We start from the raw sequence: 17,016 nt of genomic DNA, 5'->3' as shown, positions 1-17,016 counted from the left end.
GGGATGGCTTTGTTAGCTGCTTTAGGTGGTAATAAATGGATAGTCAAGCAAAATTACATTTGTAACTTTGCTTGCCGTTATCTACACACCTATTTCCTGTTCTTTTCCTATGACTATACCTCTCAATAATTGTACATTGCTTTCTCTTACTTGTGTTACACCAGACAGAGTAGAATCAACGTTACTGTTTGGTTGTGAATCTTTCTTATTGCATGACGATGCTAAAAGTTCTTCTGAAAGATCTGGGTACAATCCTGACCGCTTAGGTGGTGCCGAAGGTTCTACCTTATCATTCATCTCACAATTGCCAGAAAGATCTATTACATCGCCTACTTTTGTTCCTTCTTGTTCTAATTTCTTCACATCTTCATTAGTTGCTTTCTCTGCACGCTTTGGTCCTTCTATGAAGTCTTGCATTTCCTTTTCAAAACTTTGCTCATAGCGTCTCTTTATTAGATGAGCCACACCTGCTGTTGCGTATAATGCAACGGCGATTGATAACATAATTGGTACTATATAAAAAAGTGTGATGTCAATCATAGCAAATAAGAAGCTAGGTCGTGGTCCATGTTGTACTCCCATACAAAACATGCCAAGACACATTACTGAAATACATGGTATGAAAAAGGTCAGAGACGCAGAAAGTACTAGTGTATTTTTCACATTTCTTACTCTTATAATTTTTTTTGCTCTACTATTAAGACTTGAATATGTTTCCCCAATATCAGTATCACCCTTAACATAAGCTGTTAGTTTTTTTTCCATTATCTCTATAAGCCCACTATTTAGTATAGAGAAATATTGGGATGGATAAGAATTTAATTTTGTTTTACTACCGTTAAAAAGGTTTTTGATGTTTTTTTTATATGACTTAATTTCCTCGATCTTAGATGCAGTTTCAGTTATTTTTTCACTCTTTGTAACAAGTACTTTACTCTGTTTAACATCCACTTTTTTGCCAGATAACTCAACTGTCTCTTCACACAATAGCTTCAGCTCGTCCTGTAGCTTTTTTAGCTCCTCATCCATTGCACCTTGCAGCTTTTGATTTAGTTTATCCAAATCATCTTTGGCTTCTTGAAGTAAATTTTTATGAGTGAAATATCTTAATAAAATAGGTAGAGTTAAAGGATCTTTTTTATGAGTAAAATACAAAGCATCCAGAGTAACACTATCAGGTATTATTTCTCTTGGCAGAGTTACAGTATTATCTTGATAACCAGAACTTTCTGAAACCAGATCTATTAGGTAGTTTTTATACCTTTCTTCACCACCATCGACTTGTCTAAAAAATTTTTTACGACTAAATATCGTAGCTAGTGCTTTTGTATCCGAGCCACCAGCTTGTTTTATAATCTCACTTAACATTGTAACCTCACTAATTATTTTATGCACGCAGTTTAACACTATTTTAATTACTTGTCAAAAGAGTATAATTATTAACTATAATATTTAATTAATAAAGCTTTGTTTCGTTTAATAAGGAGCAATCTAAGATAGACGGCTGTTAGAAACTCTCATTGCTGCCTTTTTGTTAACAGTGGTATTAGACTTCAAGTTACTGCAAAAAATATTTTAAAACATAGTGATATCTTGACTTTACCTAGTTAATATTCCAAATTATAAAAAAACAGATAGTTCTATGACGACAAGTCTATTACAAGGCAAAAAGGGATTAATAACCGGAATAATAAATAAGAGATCAATAGCATACGGTATAGCAAAAACTCTCTCAGAGCACGGAGCAGAACTTGCAATCACCTACCAGAATGAAATAATAAAAGAAAAACTATCACCAATAGCAGATGAACTAAATGTGGAGCTAATATTACACTGCGACGTTTCAAATGAAAAAATCATAGATAACGCTTTCGAAATAATAGAGAAAAAATGGGGTACTCTTGACTTTTTGGTGCATGCAATAGCATTCTCCGATAAAAATGAGTTAGATGGTAAATATGTCAATACTTCACTGGATAACTTCCTCAATGCAATGCATATATCGTGCTATTCTTTTACTGCTTTAGCGCAAAGGGCTGAAAAAATGATGTCAAATGGTGGTAGTTTACTTACTTTATCTTATTATGGCGCTGAAAAAGTTATGCCAAATTATAACGTTATGGGTTTATGTAAAGCGGCACTTGAAGCAAGTGTAAAATATATAGCATGTGATCTCGGGCCACAAAATATCAGAGTAAATGCAATTTCCGCTGGTCCAATCAGAACTTTAGCATCTTCTGGAATAAGCGATTTTCACTCCATATCAGAATGGAATAGAAATAATTCTCCGCTCAGACGCAATGTTACAATAGAGGATGTTGGCAAGGCAGCGTTATACTTATTAAGCGACTTAAGTAGTGGCACTACTGGAGAAATTTTGCACGTTGATTCAGGATATAACGTTGTGGGAATGAAGGTAGTTGACTAACAAAGCACTAGTTCCTTCGGGTTCATACACAACTCTATCAGGAGTTTTGTGACTGTGATTGCAGAAAACATCGAACATAAAATTCCTATTGATAGAGTGACAGAAAAGCCTCTTATTGCTCCACTGCCAATAATGAACATTATTCCTGCAGCAATTAATGTAGTGATATTTGAATCCAGTATTGTCTTTATAGCGTTTTTAAACCCTTCTTCAATAGCACGTTCCACTCTCTTGCCAGATTTGATTTCCTCACGAATTCGCTCAAATATTAAAACATTTGCATCCACCGCCATACCGACAGTGAGTGCAATACCGGCAATTCCAGGTAAAGTTAGAGTTGCTTCAAGCAGAGTGAGAATTGATAATATAAGAACTACATTAGAAAAAAGTGCAACAGAGGCCAATACACCTAATTTGCCGTAAGTGATGATTATAAATAAAGCCACGGCTATAATAGAGATTGTTGCTGCCATTTCCCCTGCCTTTATTGATTCTTCTCCAAGACTTGGGCCAATGTTTTTTTCTTCAATTATTTTAAGTGGTGCTGGCAGTGCTCCAGATTTTAAAAGTATTGCAAGTTCGCTTGCTTGTTTTTCAGTGAAATTACCGCTAATTTCTCCCTCTCCATTTAAAATTGGCTCACGTATTGTAGGTACTGTTAAAACTGTGTTATCCAGAACAATTGCAAAAGGTTTTCCTACATTTTCTTTAGTGATTTTCGCGAATCTTTTACTCGCTATGCTGTCAAATTTAAAATGCACTGTCGGTTTACCTAAATTGCCGAATCTAACTGATGCGTTAACCAGCGAATCGCCACCTATTTCAGTCTTGCGGAATATTGGATAAGAATTACCTAAAGAATCCTTGAGCATGACAGTAGTTTCGTGATCTATATCCTGCACCTTGGCTATGTTAGTGTTTGCCAAATGAAAAGCTAGCTTAGCAGTTTTGCCAAGCAGAGATTTTATCTGCTTGGTGTCTTCTACTCCAGGCACCTGCACTAATATTTTATTTTGCCCTTGTTTTTGAACGCTGACTTCCTTTGTGCCAAGTTTGTCCAAACGGCGTTGGACATTGTTTATTGATTCTGCAGCTACTTCACTGATCAAAGAATTTTTATAATGGGGTTTATACGAAATGAGAATCGAAGAATCTTTTCTATTTAGCTCTAAATTTGGATTTATCGCATTAATCAACACAGATGCTTTTTTATAATCATCAATATTATTTAAAGTTATAACGCTATTTTGTACGTTAGATTCAATATTTTTTGTTAGCAATGTCTCTTTTATTTCGTTAGCTAGCATGCTTAGCTTTTCCTTAAAATAGAAGTCTAAGTCTATGTTTAAAAGCAAAGATGCCCCTCCTTTCAGGTCAAGGCCTAAGTTTATTCTTTTTTTCGAAATAAAAAGCTTATTATCAAAGAAATTTGGCAGTGTTATGTATAAAGCAAATAAACAGATGCATAATACTGAAAAAGATTTGACTATAAGTCTGTTGTACATAAGTTGTAGGTTTAAAATTGTAATAATTGATTGTAAGTTAAAAATAGATTTTTGTAAAATTCTCTATTTGACCTTACCCAGAAAAAGTAGAGAGAAAGTTAAGACGTTTTTATCATGAGAATAAATTGTGCAGGAATGCAATAGTTAATAGTAGAATGTCTACGTTATTTGTTATAAAAGATTTCTATGTATTCAAATATGGCAGTTCTGGTTTGTTGAGCGAGAAGTATCAATAAGCAGCTCCCTTTTAAGTGAACTTTTCTGCAACAGAGTTATCGTAACAACAGCCCTTATGGCTCATGCTGGAAATGATGTTTTTTGTATTCAATAGAAATTGGTAATTTTGAGAGGTATACTGTGACCCTTGATCGCTATGTAACAGCAGATTTTTATCGGGTTTGCGTTTATCAACGGCCATCAATAAAGAATCTATAACTAATTATCATGTTACTCATTAACCACCATGCGTGAATATAGGTCAATTATTGCCGCCAACAACCTTCTTTAGTTTTTATGTAGGTAATCCCAAACTTTATTTGGCTGATCAGTAGTAAAATTTTGATCCAATGTGTTCGGAGCCACAACTCGGTTGCTTATTTGCTGTTTTTTATTTTTGAACCTTCGTCTAAGCTTGGTTTTAATGCCATTTTCTTGCATAACACTTTGTACTGTTTTAATTTTTGCCTAAAGCTTTTAATTCAGCATGAATTTTAGGGGCTCCATATCTGCATTTAGAAGCTTGATGTATTTTTTGAATATCTGCTAGAAGCCCTTCTTTTGCTAATTCTTTACTGCTTTTTTCCTTAGCAACCAATACCACCAGTACAAAACTCTACATAGTTCCTGTGTTTTATAGCAATTTCTATATAAAAGAATACTTTACTCTTTTTCTTTGCCCAGGGCTTTTTTTAAGATGTCTCTTTCTCTTGTTAGTTCTTTTTTTAGATCAAATCTTTCTTTGTTATAAGGAGCCTTTGCCTGGAAATGCGTATGCTCCAGACATTTTTCCATCATATTTTCTTACTTAACATACTGCCATCTATACCTAGATCTTTTGCTATTTTTGTACTTGCTTGACCTGTTTCTTTAACCAGCTTAACAGCTTCTAATTTGAATTCTGCTGTATATTCTCTTCTATTTGTCATATTTTGAAAAAACGTTTTATTTTACTCCAAAAACGTTTTAACTTTCTCTCTACTTTTTCTGGACTACTCCGAATCGGTTGACAAATTGGACGTTTGATAAGCATAATTTGGAGCTTCTTGTGTAATGACTATATCATGAGCGTGACTCTCTCTTAATCCTGATGCAGTAATAGTAACAAATTTACAATTTTTTTTCATCTCTTCTATATTCCTATTACCAGTATACCCCATTGCAGCTTGCAATCCGCCAATCAATTGATGGATTACTCCTGAAGCTGGACCTTTGAATGGAACTCTTCCTTCCACTCCTTGTGGAACTAATTTGAGTTTTGAATCTTTATCTTGAAAATAACGGCTAGCTGAACCTCGTTTCATTGCACTAATAGATCCCATTCCTCGATAGCCTTTATATGCTCTGCCCTTATACATAATAATCTCACCTGGGCTTTCGTCAGTGCCAGCAAAAATCGAACCAATCATCACAGAGTCAGCACCAGCTGCAATAGCTTTTGCAACATCTCCTGAGTATTTTACCCCACCATCAGCAATTAGTCTGACGTTTCTTGCTCTACACGCCTCTGCAACATTCTTGATTGCAGAGAATTGTGGCACACCAACACCTGTAACTATTCTGGTTGTACAGATTGATCCTGGTCCTATTCCAACCTTCACTGCATCAACACCCGCATCAATCAACGCTTCAGCAGCCTCCTTTGTTGCAATGTTTCCGCCAATTAATTGCGTATTAGGATACATCTTTTTTATTTCCCTAATGGTATTGATAACGTTTTCGGAATGACCGTGAGCAGTATCCACAACAACTACATCAACTTCTTCTCCGATCAAAGCTTCACATCTGTCTATACCATCTTTTTTACCAGTGCCAATTGCAGCGGCAACTCTGAGCCGCCCTTTACTGTCTTTACATGAATTTGGATATCTATTGTATTTTTCAATGTCTTTAACCGTAATTAAACCTATACAACAAGAATTTTCATCTACGACCAAAAGCTTTTCTATTCTATTTTCATGCAACAATTTCATTGCTGAGGCACTATTCACTCCCTGCTCCCGCACTGTCACTAACTTATCTTTTGTCATCACTTCGGAAACTTTTACATTCATGTTCTGGTCTTCAATAAATCTCACATCTCGGTTAGTTAAAATTCCAACTAACTTGCGTTGATCGACTACAGGAATGCCAGAATAATTGTGCTCTCTCATTAATGAAATTGCTTCCGCAACTGTTTTATCCGGTGAAATCGTAATTGGGTTATACACGATCCAACTTTCATATTTTTTCACCCTTCTTACTTCTAAAACTTGTTCATCTATTGATAAATTCTTATGTATGCAACCTATCCCTCCATGTTGGGCAATAGCTATTGCAAAGCCCGATTCAGTAACAGTATCCATTGCAGAGGATATGAGAGGGATATTTAGTTCTATATTATTTGTTAAATAAGTTTTTGTATCTGCACCGCAAGGCAATATATTAGAATAGGCTGGCAAAAGAAGTATATCGTCAAACGAATAACAAGCTTCCATTTTTTTCATAGGCTTTATTTAAAGCTTATACGCCAATTAATTAAATTGCAATAGGGCTTTTGCAAAATAAGCATTCTACATTATTTGCCAGCAAACAAAACTGCTCAATAGTTAAGTTTTCTGGACGTTCGTTTCCACTCAATTTAGCGTTTTCAAGGACAGTTTCAGTGTGGTTCGTTATATTTTGCAAGCTATTTCTCAGCATCTTTCTTCTTTGAGAAAAAACAGCACGTGTTAATCTTGTTAAGGTTTCCAAATTTACTGCAAATTTTGGGATAGGCAAAGGATTTACTGTAATTACTGAAGAATGTATTTTTGGTCTTGGAAAAAACTCTTTAGGTTCAATATCAAATTCCTTTTTTATATCACATAGCAACTGGCTTAGCACTGATAAGGAACCATAATCTTTAGAATTGGGTCTTGCCGTAATGCGATCTGCTACCTCTTTTTGAAACATTAATGTCAAGTTCGTAAAAAATTTTATATTATTTAACCACTTTAAAAATAACACTACCGAGATATTGTAAGGCAAGTTAGCAATAACTTTAACTGGGCGCTCTATCAGCTCTTCTTCTGTAACATGCAGTGCATCCGCTTCTATAATTCTATACTTTCCTTGATGCTCATTTAGCAGTTGGTCATGGTGTTTTACTAAATCTCTATCTTTTTCTATAGAAAGTAGAGACTTTGGATTATGCACCAATATTTCTCTTGTTAATGCACCATATCCAGGACCAATTTCAATGACATTAAAATTTTCCAGACTACCAGCTAAAGCGACGATTTTTTTTGTTATCTCACTCGATAAAATAAAATTTTGCCCTAGACTCTTTTTTGGCTTCAGTAAAAATTTTTTCATATTATTTTCATTATACAGTATTTTAAAAATTAGTTGACTAAAATTCATTGATAATTGTATATTATTAATGTGTTTAACGCCGGCTTAGCTCAATTGGTAGAGCAACTGACTTGTAATCAGTAGGTTGTCAGTTCAAGTCCGACAGCCGGCACTCTCGCCCATATAAGTAAAGTTGATGTCCTTTTTAATAGTAGCAAATTGGAAAATGAATGGAATGCGTTCTTCATTTGTTGACTTTATAGGCAAACTTAACAACAAGAGCAACGAAATTACCTCTAAATTAGTAATTTGCCCTCCTTTTACGTCATTTCCAAGCAGTATAGAGTTGAACAATAATATTAATATAGGAGCACAGAATTGCCATCATAAAAAGTTCGGTTCTTACACAGGTGAAATTAGCGCAGAAATGTTAAAAGAACTAGGGTGTACTTACGTAATACTTGGGCATTCTGAAAGGGCCAATGAAAAAGATAGTGAAATAAAACTTAAGTCGGAAATAGCAATAGAATCAGGCTTACACCCAATTATCTGTGTAGGTGAAAATTCAGAAGATTATAAGAATGAAAAAACAAAAGAAGTAATAGAATATCAATGTAAAAACCGCTTGCCAACACACGGTGAATATACCGTAGCATATGAGCCAATATGGGCAATAGGCACAGGTCATGTGCCAAATAATGATGCAATTGCTAAGGTGATAGAGGTAATAAAATTGTGTACTAGTAAAAAACACATTATATATGGTGGTTCAGTCAGTTCAGAAAATATAGAAAATTTGTTAAATATTTCAAATTTATCAGGAGTTTTAATTGGCAGTGCAAGCTTAGATTTCGATCACTTTTATAAAATTATACAACAAGTTGAAAAAAAGTTTTCTCTTATCAATTCTAAAATCAGCAACTAAGAATCCTATGATAAATGTCATCATTCCAGTGTCAAGCATATATAGCTAACCCAAGAAAGATTTCCCTACGTCATACCGCGATTCATTCGCGGTATCTCAGCATAGATTCCGCTAACGAGTAGCGGAATGACGAATTTGTTGTTTTTCAAATTGTAGGTAAACCTAAGCCACTTTAGCTATATCTGTACGAACATCTAGTATAGCTAAAGTAATCTAGAAAATTAACGATATTTTATTCCCCGGTGAACGCTCTATTTTGTTTTCCAACTCTAGTTCTAAAAGAGCCATTAGAGCTATGTTGGTAGAAAGTCCGCTTGCTAATATAAGTTCATCTATATCAACAGGTACAGAGTTAATATGATCAACTATAACAGATTTTGCCTGTTGTAATTTTTCTTGTTTTTGGTTAACAGCATAGTGCTCAACATCAAATAGGTTTTTTTGCTGCGGAGGTAGGCTAAACCTAACACTCTCTATTATGTCATCAGCAGATTCAATAAGCTTAGCACCGTTTTTAATTAAATAATTACTACCACTACAGCGTGAATCTAAAGGGAAACCAGAAACTGCAAACACCTCTCTCCCTTGATTTAAAGCAAAATCTGCTGTTATTAGAGAGCCAGAACGTTTCGATGCTTCAATCACTGCAACACCCAGCGATAGACCAGATATAATTCGATTCCTTTGAGGGAAATATTGAGGTTTTGGTTTAGTAGCAAATGGAAGCTCAGTAATTACTAACCCACCGTTCCCAGTGATTTTTTTGTATAGATCAAAATTCTCTTTTGGATACACCACATCAATTCCGCTTGCTGTAACAGCAATAGTGGAATGATTTTTGTATATTACACTGTTTGCTGCAGTATCAATTCCTTTTGCAAGTCCAGAAACGATAACAAAACCAGCTTCACTTAAATCAAGTGCCAACTTATTGGCAAAATTTCTTCCATTCATTGAAGAGTTACGCCCACCGATTATTGCAATTATCTCACGGCTTAATAATGATATATCACCAAGCGCAGTTATTACAGGAGGACAACTAGAGATATTTCTTAAAAGATCAGGGTAATCTGGGTCACATGCGGGTATAATTTTAGCTCCAATTCTTTCTGCATTATTGATTTCTTCTCGTGCATCTTGAATGCCATACACCTTATTATTAGCCACCCTATTGAGATATTTTAGCACCTCATCTAGCGATCCGTGTGTTTTTAGTATACTAAAAAACTTTATTGGTCCTATAGTTCTAGCCAAGCTTAACCATACTTCTAATTCTTTGTTGTTCAATTTATTTATCTTCATAAAAGGCTTGAATTTCTTATCAATTTAGTGTACCCAAGATAATGCAAATATACAGTGTTTTATGACGCATTTTGTTACAGATAAATGCATAAAATGTAAATATACGGACTGTGTGGAAGTATGTCCCGTTGACTGCTTCTATGAAGGTAAAAACATGCTCGTGATTAACCCAGATGAATGTATTGATTGCGGAGTGTGCATACCTGAGTGTCCAGTAGATGCAATTGTAACTGATGATTCCGTAAAAGATATTTTAGAACTAGATGAAGAGTTGCTGAGCAGCGAACAAAAAACTTTCAAGTCATTTTACAACATAAACGTAGAATACTCACAAAAATGGCCAAATATCACAGCTAAGAAGCAACCTCTCTATACTGCAGAAGAGTATAAGGAAAAAAAGGATAAAACAGCTTATTTTGATGAAAATTTAGAATAATACTGCTAAAGAGGAAGAAACTTTTTGTATTTCAGGGTTGTTGTTTTTGGTTGCTGAAAATAGTTGCGTTATCTAAGTTGTTATGCTGATAAATTAGTATCGATTAATTTAAGGATTAAGGAAAAAGGCTTATTGACTTTTGAAATATTTGATTATAAAACTAGCTGTTAGCATTAAATCTTGGGGGTAAGTTATGAGTATAAATAAAAGAGAAACCATTAAAAAGATTGAAGGGTTACTTTTTCAAGCGAACGGTAATCTTGAAAAAGCATGTGATCTATTATCAACAGTAGAGTTAACCGAAGATGATATTAAAATATTGCTGGAAGAGATGATAAAAGAGTATCATAGCTTATCTGAAAAGATTTCTTATAGTTGTGGAATTACTGCAGGCGGTGCACAAGATGCCAACGCAAACAGCTTCAACGAAGTTTTTAAGCTAGGTTCACAAGAGTTAGCATTAGCAATGATGTCAGATTTCAGAAAGTCTTATGATCAAGAATTATTTAAGAAATATAAAAAAGAAGAAATGTCTTATCCTGAAGGAGAAGGAATACAATTTATTAGAGAATTGAGAGTTCTAAGTAGAATACTTACTATATCTTTAATAAGGAAACTTGATGAAGTTTACAAGTTTACTCCAGAAGAAATTGAGCGTTTGAAGGAATATATGTTAGTTAGCAACTATGATACAAGCAAAAGTCTTTCTGATATAGACAAATATATGCATGCACTATCTGCCTTAATTAGAAACCCCTCACTTGATACAAAAAAGATATTTGAGCTAAATAATCGAATGATAATACACACTACAGCCTTAATTGATTTAGTAACTAGTGGAGTAGTGAAAAAAGAAGAAGCAAAAGAACAATCTGCTGAGGATTTAGAAAAGCTTATCTGTGAACAGTATAAAGGTGCAGCAAACAAGCCACTACCGTTGCCGAGCACGCTATTTGAAGTGGATAAAAAAAGTGCTTGAAGAAAGTTTATAGTTAGCCAAAGTAGGTATTTAATAAGCTTAATGTAACCATTATGTATGCTATATAGCAAAACATAGAATGCTTATGATTCCAACTATAGCAATTTTAAGTGGTGGATTTTCTTGTGAGAGAGAAATATCGCTTATGAGCGGAAAAGCAGTAAAGAAGGCGCTCGATAGCCTTTCATATAATGCAATAGAAATAGATGTTGACAGCAATATTGCTGAAAAGCTTAAAAAAATTAATCCGGGTCTTGCTTTTATCGCTCTGCATGGACCTTATGGTGAAGATGGCTGCATTCAAGGTTTATTGGAAATCTTAGGTATAAAATATACACACTCAGGAGTTATGGCTTCTGCCGTTGCTATAAATAAAGTGATGTCAAAGCATATATTTCGATCCCTTAATATCGACACTCCAAAAGGTTATGTAATTAGCCGAGAAGATGTACTAAAAAATAATATTAAAATCGATTATCCGTACGTCTTAAAACCAATTAATGAAGGTTCAAGTATTGGAGTGTACATAATTTTCTCGCACGAGGATTACTTAGAACTGAAAGATAATAGTTCTACTATAATGGAAAAGATGATCGTAGAAGAATACATACCGGGCATAGAGTTACATACTGCTGTATTGCTGGATGAAGCAATTGGCACTATAGAAGTACGACCAAAAAATAAATTCTATGATTATGAAGCAAAGTATACAGATGGATTTGCAGAACATATATTTCCTGCTAAAATTCCTGACAATATATATAAAATGACCTTGGAACACGCACTGAAAATACATCAATTTTTAGGATGCAAAACTATTTCCCGCTCAGATTTCCGTTATAATCCCAAAAATAACACTTTAAAAATGCTTGAGATTAATACACATCCTGGGTTTACTGAGTTATCGTTAGTGCCAGAAATTGCAAAATTGGCAAAAGGAATCAATTTTAATGAATTAGTTAAAATTATTATTGAAGATAGTTTGCAGCACAAAAATATTAGGGATTTAAGTCATGTTGAGCAGTATTACTAGAAGCCAAAGGAGTTTTTTGCGTAAGTGTGCCTTGGTTATTATCACAGCACTTTTTCTTACGCTAATACTTTACAGCTCACTTGATAAAATAATAAATCGATTTAATTACTACTTTACTTGGTATAATGACTGCCTATCTAGTTTATTACTCAGTAGTGGATTTTCAATCGACGAAGTAGTCGTGAGCGGCAATAAATTTACAAACAAAAAGGATATTCTAAGTTTGACAGATAGAACGCAACCTATCCTGTATATATCACTTTCAAAACTTGCCGGTAACATACAATCCGTAAGCAGGTGGATAAAACACGTAAGAGTTCACAGAATTTTGCCCAATACTCTACACATTAATATAGATGAGCATAAACCGTTTGCTCTCTGGAAAGATAATAACAAAACCTCGGTAATTGATTTTGAAGGTAAAGTGATCGTAGATGACTATCTAGTAGATGATCTTGTTGTAATTACAGGACAAAACTCGTTATCAAACCTAGAATTTGTTAGAGATGTGTTGGAGAGTAAAACTCAATTAAGAGACCACATTTCTTCTTTTGCTTATATAGGGAATAGAAGATGGAATATCATACTTGATAACGATTCCACAGTAAAACTGCCTGAAGATAACCCTTATAGTGCATGGGACTATTTAAACCACTTACACAATACAACTGATTTTACTTTCAGCGATTGGAGTATTATTGATATGCGTATTACTGATAAAATTTTTGTGAAGAGGTGATCTGCTGTAATCCAAGTAGCCCCTTTTCCTGTCATCCCAGTGCCCAGACACTGGAATCCCGCCGCGAACCGTCATACCGCGATTCATTCGCGGTATCTCTTAACATAGATCCCTTATTTAACCGCCATACCTTAACATAGATCCCGCTAACACGTAGCGGGATGACGAGGTTATCGTCATGTCACCGCGAACCGTCATACCGTCACGAACCGTCATATCGCGATTCATTCGCGGTATCTCAGCCGCTAACAAGAGATCCCGCTAACACGTAGCGGGATGACGAGGTTATCGTCATGTCACCGCGAACCGTCATACCGCGATTCATTCGCGGTATCTCAGCCGCTAACAAGAGATCCCGCTAACACGTAGCGGGATGACGGTTGTCGTTTAGCTATAAATATTTAAGAAATTTACCAAACGAAAAAAAAGGCAAAAGAAGCCCCGTGGTGCGAGTTTTGACTCTATATTACTGTAAGTGGCGCTGTAATAATGTGCTAACGCTTAAAATAAGCGCGATTTGGCTGAATGTAGAAAAAATAAAAAAGACATGCAGCCGCTATAATTTTATGTAATCCGCCAATAAATACCCTGAGTTTTTTACTGAATTTTGTCATTGAGCCTGCAGGTCAAAAACAAGTTTTGAGTCATAAATACCCTTAACACTACAATAAGGGGGCTGGCGGAGTTTGTCAAGGAATTTTTATGCAAGAGATCTATTGAAATGCCCCTGTAAAATTATACTATTAATTAGTACACTATAAATTTAAAATTATAGATATGTTAAGCAGATTGGTAATTTTGCTATTAGTTTTTATACTTCCTTTTTCTTCATACTCATACCAGTTTAGAACCAAAGCAAAGCAAGCAGTAGTCTTAGATTTAGCTTCAGACTCGTTCATTTTTGACCATAATTCTGATGAAAAAATGGCCCCATCTTCAATGAGCAAATTGATGACTTTATATATAGCCTTCGATTATCTAAAAGCTGGAATAATACACATGGAGGATAAATTTCGAGTAAGTAGAAAAGCGTGGGAAAGAAAAGGCTCTTCTATGTTTTTGAAAGAAGGTCAATTTGTTACAGTGAGAGAATTACTTGAAGGAATTACAATAGTTTCAGGTAATGATGCCTGCATAACACTAGCCGAGGGTATTGCAGGATCAGAAGAGAATTTTGTGGCTGAAATGAATGAGGTTGCACAAAATTTGAATCTGAATGACAGTCATTTTGTCAACTCAAGCGGGTGGCCAGATGGAGATCATTTTATGAGTGCAAAAGACTTGGTAATGCTGGCAAAAAGGATTTTCACTGATTTCCCTGAATATTATGATTTATTTTCTGAACAATATTTGACATATAACGAAATTGTACAAAAAAATAAAAATCTTCTACTTTTTCACGACATTGGGGTTGATGGCTTAAAAACCGGTTATACAAATGCTGGTGGTTACGGCATTGTAGCATCTGCAAAACGAAATGATAGGAGAATTTTTGCTGTTGTAAATGGTTTAAACACTGAGAAAGAGCGAATAGAAGAAGCAAAAAGACTGATACAATATTCCTTAAATCATTTTAACACCAAGAAAATATTCGCTCAGGATAGCGTAGTTGAGGAAGTAAATGTTCTCTATGGAAAAGATAAAAAAGTGCCTATTACAGTTGCAAACGATGTTACCATAACTTACAACCGCAAATTACATGACCAAATTAAGGTGCGTATTGAATATAAAGATATGATACCTGCACCAATTAAAAAAGGTCAAGAAGTGGGCAAAGTTTTTGTAGAAATACCAGGTATTGAGCAACAAACTACACCACTTTATGCAGCAAATGACGTGCAGGAATTGAATTTCGTAGAAAAGTTTTTTAGGATGTTGTTTTAAGTTTGATATTAAAGCAATTTCGAAAGAGAGATTTATTGCACTTTAGTGTAGTTTTAACTAACAATTTCTGTTACAATACAAGATTGAAGTGTTACGAAAATGTGCTGGTTATATTTGTTGCTGTCTAGTATCCTAGAGATACTGTGGGCTGTAACACTAAAGTTTAGTAACAGTTTTACTAAAGTTGTGCCTTCGATTGCAACATTGGTAATTATGATCATTAGCATTTATTTTTTATCTCTTGCAGCATGCTTTCTACCTATTAGAGTATGCTATGCAGTTTCCTCTGGAATATGCACAATTGGAATAACTATAATTGGTGCAACCACTTTCACAGAGAATATTAATTTATCTCAAGTTTTATGTATCGTTTTAATTGTAATAGGAACCATAGGGCTAAAGCTCTCTATTTAAACCTAAAGTTTATGCATGAATTGGATATATTTACTCTTATCGTCACTAATTGAAGTGTTCTGGGTCATAACACTTAAGCATAGTTGTGGATTTACTCATCTCGTACCATCAATAATTAGCATATTCTCCATGGCTCTTAGTACGTATTTACTTTCGCTCGCTACACGTTCTATACCTATCGGAGTATGCTATGCAATTTGGACTGGAGTGGGCGCTATAGGAGCTTCGATACTTGGAGTTTACCTATTTGATGAACCAGTTAATTTATTCGAAGTAATATGCTTTATTTTAGTTACATTCGGGATTATAGGATTAAAATTGTTTGATACTGCAAAACAAACTGTTGATAAAATGGAATAAAAGATCCCACTGGGATGAAAGAAGCAGATACTCCATATTGTCATGCAAATTGGAATCCAGACTTTTTTCTATATAGCATGGTGAAGACGGGAAACCGTAACCGTTCACACAATGGCGTCAACTTAAGGAAAAATGTCAGAGATTGTGTATAAAATTTCTCTCCAAATTTTTTATCATTAAATTATCCAAAGAGTGCAAGGGACAGCACTTTTGTTTCTGTTTTATTTCAACAAAGAAGTCTAAAATATGTCCTTTTTAGGTGAAATATGCAAAAAGGAAAAAACCTTATTCTACAAATTAAAAATATAATATACTCGAAAACTTTTCAGAAAATCCATTGTGTTGAGTTTTACACGAACAAGAAAACTTCCTTTTTCGACAGTATTTTCTATGATTTTAAAGTTAGTTAAAAAAAGTTTGGGAATAGAATGTGAACTTATGGAGCCATTGACATGTACCCTCAAAGCAAGCTTTTTCTAAAGCAAGGTATAAGATTTGCCATACAGGCTTTCAAGAATTTAAGCATCCAAACAGCCTATCAGGATGAACCTGAGTTGGAGAGGCTATAGACTTATTGCAGCAGATGGTTCTGGTATGAGATTACCCAGCTCTGGGGAAATTGTATCCGAGTTTGAACCAAATGGAACAACAGGCACCATTGGCAATTTGTTTGTTGATTTGTGTACTTCGCTGATTTGTAGTGCTCGTCTTGCAGCTTGGAATATAGGTGAACAAACGTTGGCGGCAGAGCAATTACCCGAAGTTATCACTCAAATGCGTTTATTAAATCAAGAGAAATTATTATTTATCTATGATCGTCTTCAGTAAAATTCATTCAGCAGCATTATGATTTGGAAGTAGATTTTATTTTTCGCTTGCAAAAAAGAAATTATAGTAAGCTATGGGAACGCTGGCGAATTAGATTTTGATTTTATATTAGAAAATGAAAAGCTAAAAAATAAAATGAAAGGACAGAAAGTAAGAGTTATAGTGCTGACATTAGCCAACTGAGAAACAGAGTTTTTGACCGAGACTTTGGAGCAAAGCTTATGTGTTAAGGTGGCACATAGAGGAAACGACTCAAAGTAGGAGCAGAGTTAGAGAATTTTTCTGGAGAGGCTGTATTACAAGAATTTTGGGCAAACTTGGTCATGTGCAATATATTATCGCTTCATATATGTGATGCACAAGGGCCTTGGAACCCAGATCAAATTACTGAGTATCGTTTAAATTTTTCAGTTTTATTTGGTGTAATGAGGCAGAAACTCTATCAGGTACTTATTGCGCCAAAAAACTTTCAAGCCCTTTTTAAGTATACGCGCTAAAGTTAAAATCCGACCGGGACAGCCGCAATAAAGTAGATAAGCCTAAACGCCATCATGTCTTTAGGAGAGTTTGCTAATGAAAGTTCTTAAGTTGACGCCATTGGCTGAACGGATACGATTTATTTCAGTGCATGAGCTGGTCCTTTTCGGATTTT

At 34.8% G+C, this 17,016-nt stretch carries 14 protein-coding genes, 1 tRNA gene and 2 pseudogenes; 11 read left to right on the top strand and 6 right to left on the bottom strand.

What is annotated here, in order from left to right; genetic code table 11:
- Positions 1 to 81: 81 nt before the first annotated feature.
- Entirely contained in the window at positions 82 to 1,368 is a 1,287-nt protein-coding gene (locus EA652_RS00835) for a hypothetical protein (protein WP_007548348.1), read from the bottom strand.
- A 274-nt stretch (positions 1,369 to 1,642) separates the two neighbouring features.
- Here EA652_RS00835 and EA652_RS00830 point away from each other — a divergent pair, with 274 nt between their 5' ends.
- Positions 1,643 to 2,428: an enoyl-ACP reductase FabI gene (locus EA652_RS00830; protein WP_006280349.1), complete on the top strand. Its 786-nt coding sequence runs from the start codon at positions 1,643 to 1,645 to the stop codon at positions 2,426 to 2,428.
- Here the strand turns inward: EA652_RS00830 and secD are convergent.
- From secD to rsmA, 4 genes and pseudogenes are all read right to left on the bottom strand, one after another.
- A complete protein-coding gene (gene secD / locus EA652_RS00825; protein ID WP_012673078.1) occupies positions 2,425 to 3,933 on the bottom strand; it encodes a protein translocase subunit SecD in 1,509 nt (502 codons plus the stop codon). The two genes, EA652_RS00830 and secD, sit on opposite strands and share 4 nt — an antisense overlap.
- A 164-nt stretch (positions 3,934 to 4,097) precedes the next feature.
- Positions 4,098 to 5,078: pseudogene (locus tag EA652_RS07580) on the bottom strand (IS3 family transposase).
- Positions 5,079 to 5,141: 63 nt separating this feature from the next.
- Entirely contained in the window at positions 5,142 to 6,635 is a 1,494-nt protein-coding gene (guaB, locus tag EA652_RS00805; RefSeq protein ID WP_012673077.1) for an IMP dehydrogenase, read from the bottom strand.
- A gap of 31 nt (positions 6,636 to 6,666) precedes the next feature.
- Positions 6,667 to 7,485 carry a 16S rRNA (adenine(1518)-N(6)/adenine(1519)-N(6))-dimethyltransferase RsmA gene (gene rsmA / locus EA652_RS00800; RefSeq protein ID WP_012673076.1) on the bottom strand — a complete coding sequence of 273 codons (819 nt, stop codon included), beginning with the start codon at positions 7,483 to 7,485 and terminating at the stop codon, positions 6,667 to 6,669.
- A gap of 78 nt (positions 7,486 to 7,563) precedes the next feature.
- Here rsmA and EA652_RS00795 point away from each other — a divergent pair.
- Positions 7,564 to 7,636: transfer RNA gene (locus EA652_RS00795), tRNA-Thr, on the top strand.
- Positions 7,637 to 7,660: 24 nt separating this feature from the next.
- Entirely contained in the window at positions 7,661 to 8,389 is a 729-nt protein-coding gene (locus tag EA652_RS00790; protein WP_012673075.1) for a triosephosphate isomerase, read from the top strand.
- A gap of 213 nt (positions 8,390 to 8,602) precedes the next feature.
- On the opposite strand, the gene dprA is transcribed toward EA652_RS00790, so the two are convergent.
- On the bottom strand, positions 8,603 to 9,691 hold the full coding sequence (dprA, locus tag EA652_RS00785; protein WP_006280136.1) for a DNA-processing protein DprA: 1,089 nt from the start codon (positions 9,689 to 9,691) through the stop codon (positions 8,603 to 8,605).
- Between the two features lie 61 nt (positions 9,692 to 9,752).
- Between dprA and EA652_RS00780 the strand changes: the two genes are divergently transcribed.
- From EA652_RS00780 to EA652_RS00740, 8 genes and pseudogenes are all read left to right on the top strand, one after another.
- Positions 9,753 to 10,127 carry a ferredoxin family protein gene (locus tag EA652_RS00780; protein ID WP_007548360.1) on the top strand — a complete coding sequence of 125 codons (375 nt, stop codon included), beginning with the start codon at positions 9,753 to 9,755 and terminating at the stop codon, positions 10,125 to 10,127.
- Positions 10,128 to 10,320: 193 nt separating this feature from the next.
- A complete protein-coding gene (locus EA652_RS00775) occupies positions 10,321 to 11,106 on the top strand; it encodes a hypothetical protein (protein WP_007548361.1) in 786 nt (261 codons plus the stop codon).
- 79 nt (positions 11,107 to 11,185) lie between these two features.
- A complete protein-coding gene (locus EA652_RS00770) occupies positions 11,186 to 12,139 on the top strand; it encodes a D-alanine--D-alanine ligase (RefSeq protein WP_012673074.1) in 954 nt (317 codons plus the stop codon).
- The gene (locus EA652_RS00765) at positions 12,120 to 12,878 is read left to right on the top strand and encodes a cell division protein FtsQ/DivIB (RefSeq protein WP_006280710.1); all 759 of its coding nucleotides are present in this window, start codon (positions 12,120 to 12,122) and stop codon (positions 12,876 to 12,878) included. The genes EA652_RS00770 and EA652_RS00765 overlap by 20 nt, the downstream gene beginning before the upstream one ends.
- A gap of 777 nt (positions 12,879 to 13,655) precedes the next feature.
- Positions 13,656 to 14,762 (top strand): D-alanyl-D-alanine carboxypeptidase family protein, encoded by a 1,107-nt coding sequence (locus EA652_RS00755; RefSeq protein ID WP_012673073.1) that lies wholly within the window; start codon positions 13,656 to 13,658, stop codon positions 14,760 to 14,762.
- Between the two features lie 99 nt (positions 14,763 to 14,861).
- Positions 14,862 to 15,176, top strand: a complete 315-nt coding sequence (locus EA652_RS00750) for a DMT family transporter (protein WP_007548371.1) — start codon at positions 14,862 to 14,864, stop codon at positions 15,174 to 15,176.
- Between the two features lie 15 nt (positions 15,177 to 15,191).
- Positions 15,192 to 15,536 (top strand): DMT family transporter, encoded by a 345-nt coding sequence (locus tag EA652_RS00745; RefSeq protein WP_007548372.1) that lies wholly within the window; start codon positions 15,192 to 15,194, stop codon positions 15,534 to 15,536.
- A 266-nt stretch (positions 15,537 to 15,802) separates the two neighbouring features.
- Positions 15,803 to 16,938: pseudogene (locus EA652_RS00740) on the top strand (transposase).
- The last annotated feature ends 78 nt before the right edge of the window (positions 16,939 to 17,016 follow it).

The sequence above is a fragment of the Wolbachia endosymbiont of Drosophila ananassae genome, assembly GCF_008033215.1.
Classification (GTDB): Bacteria; Pseudomonadota; Alphaproteobacteria; order Rickettsiales; family Anaplasmataceae; genus Wolbachia; species Wolbachia pipientis.
This window is presented reverse-complemented; position numbering and strand designations above follow the sequence as displayed.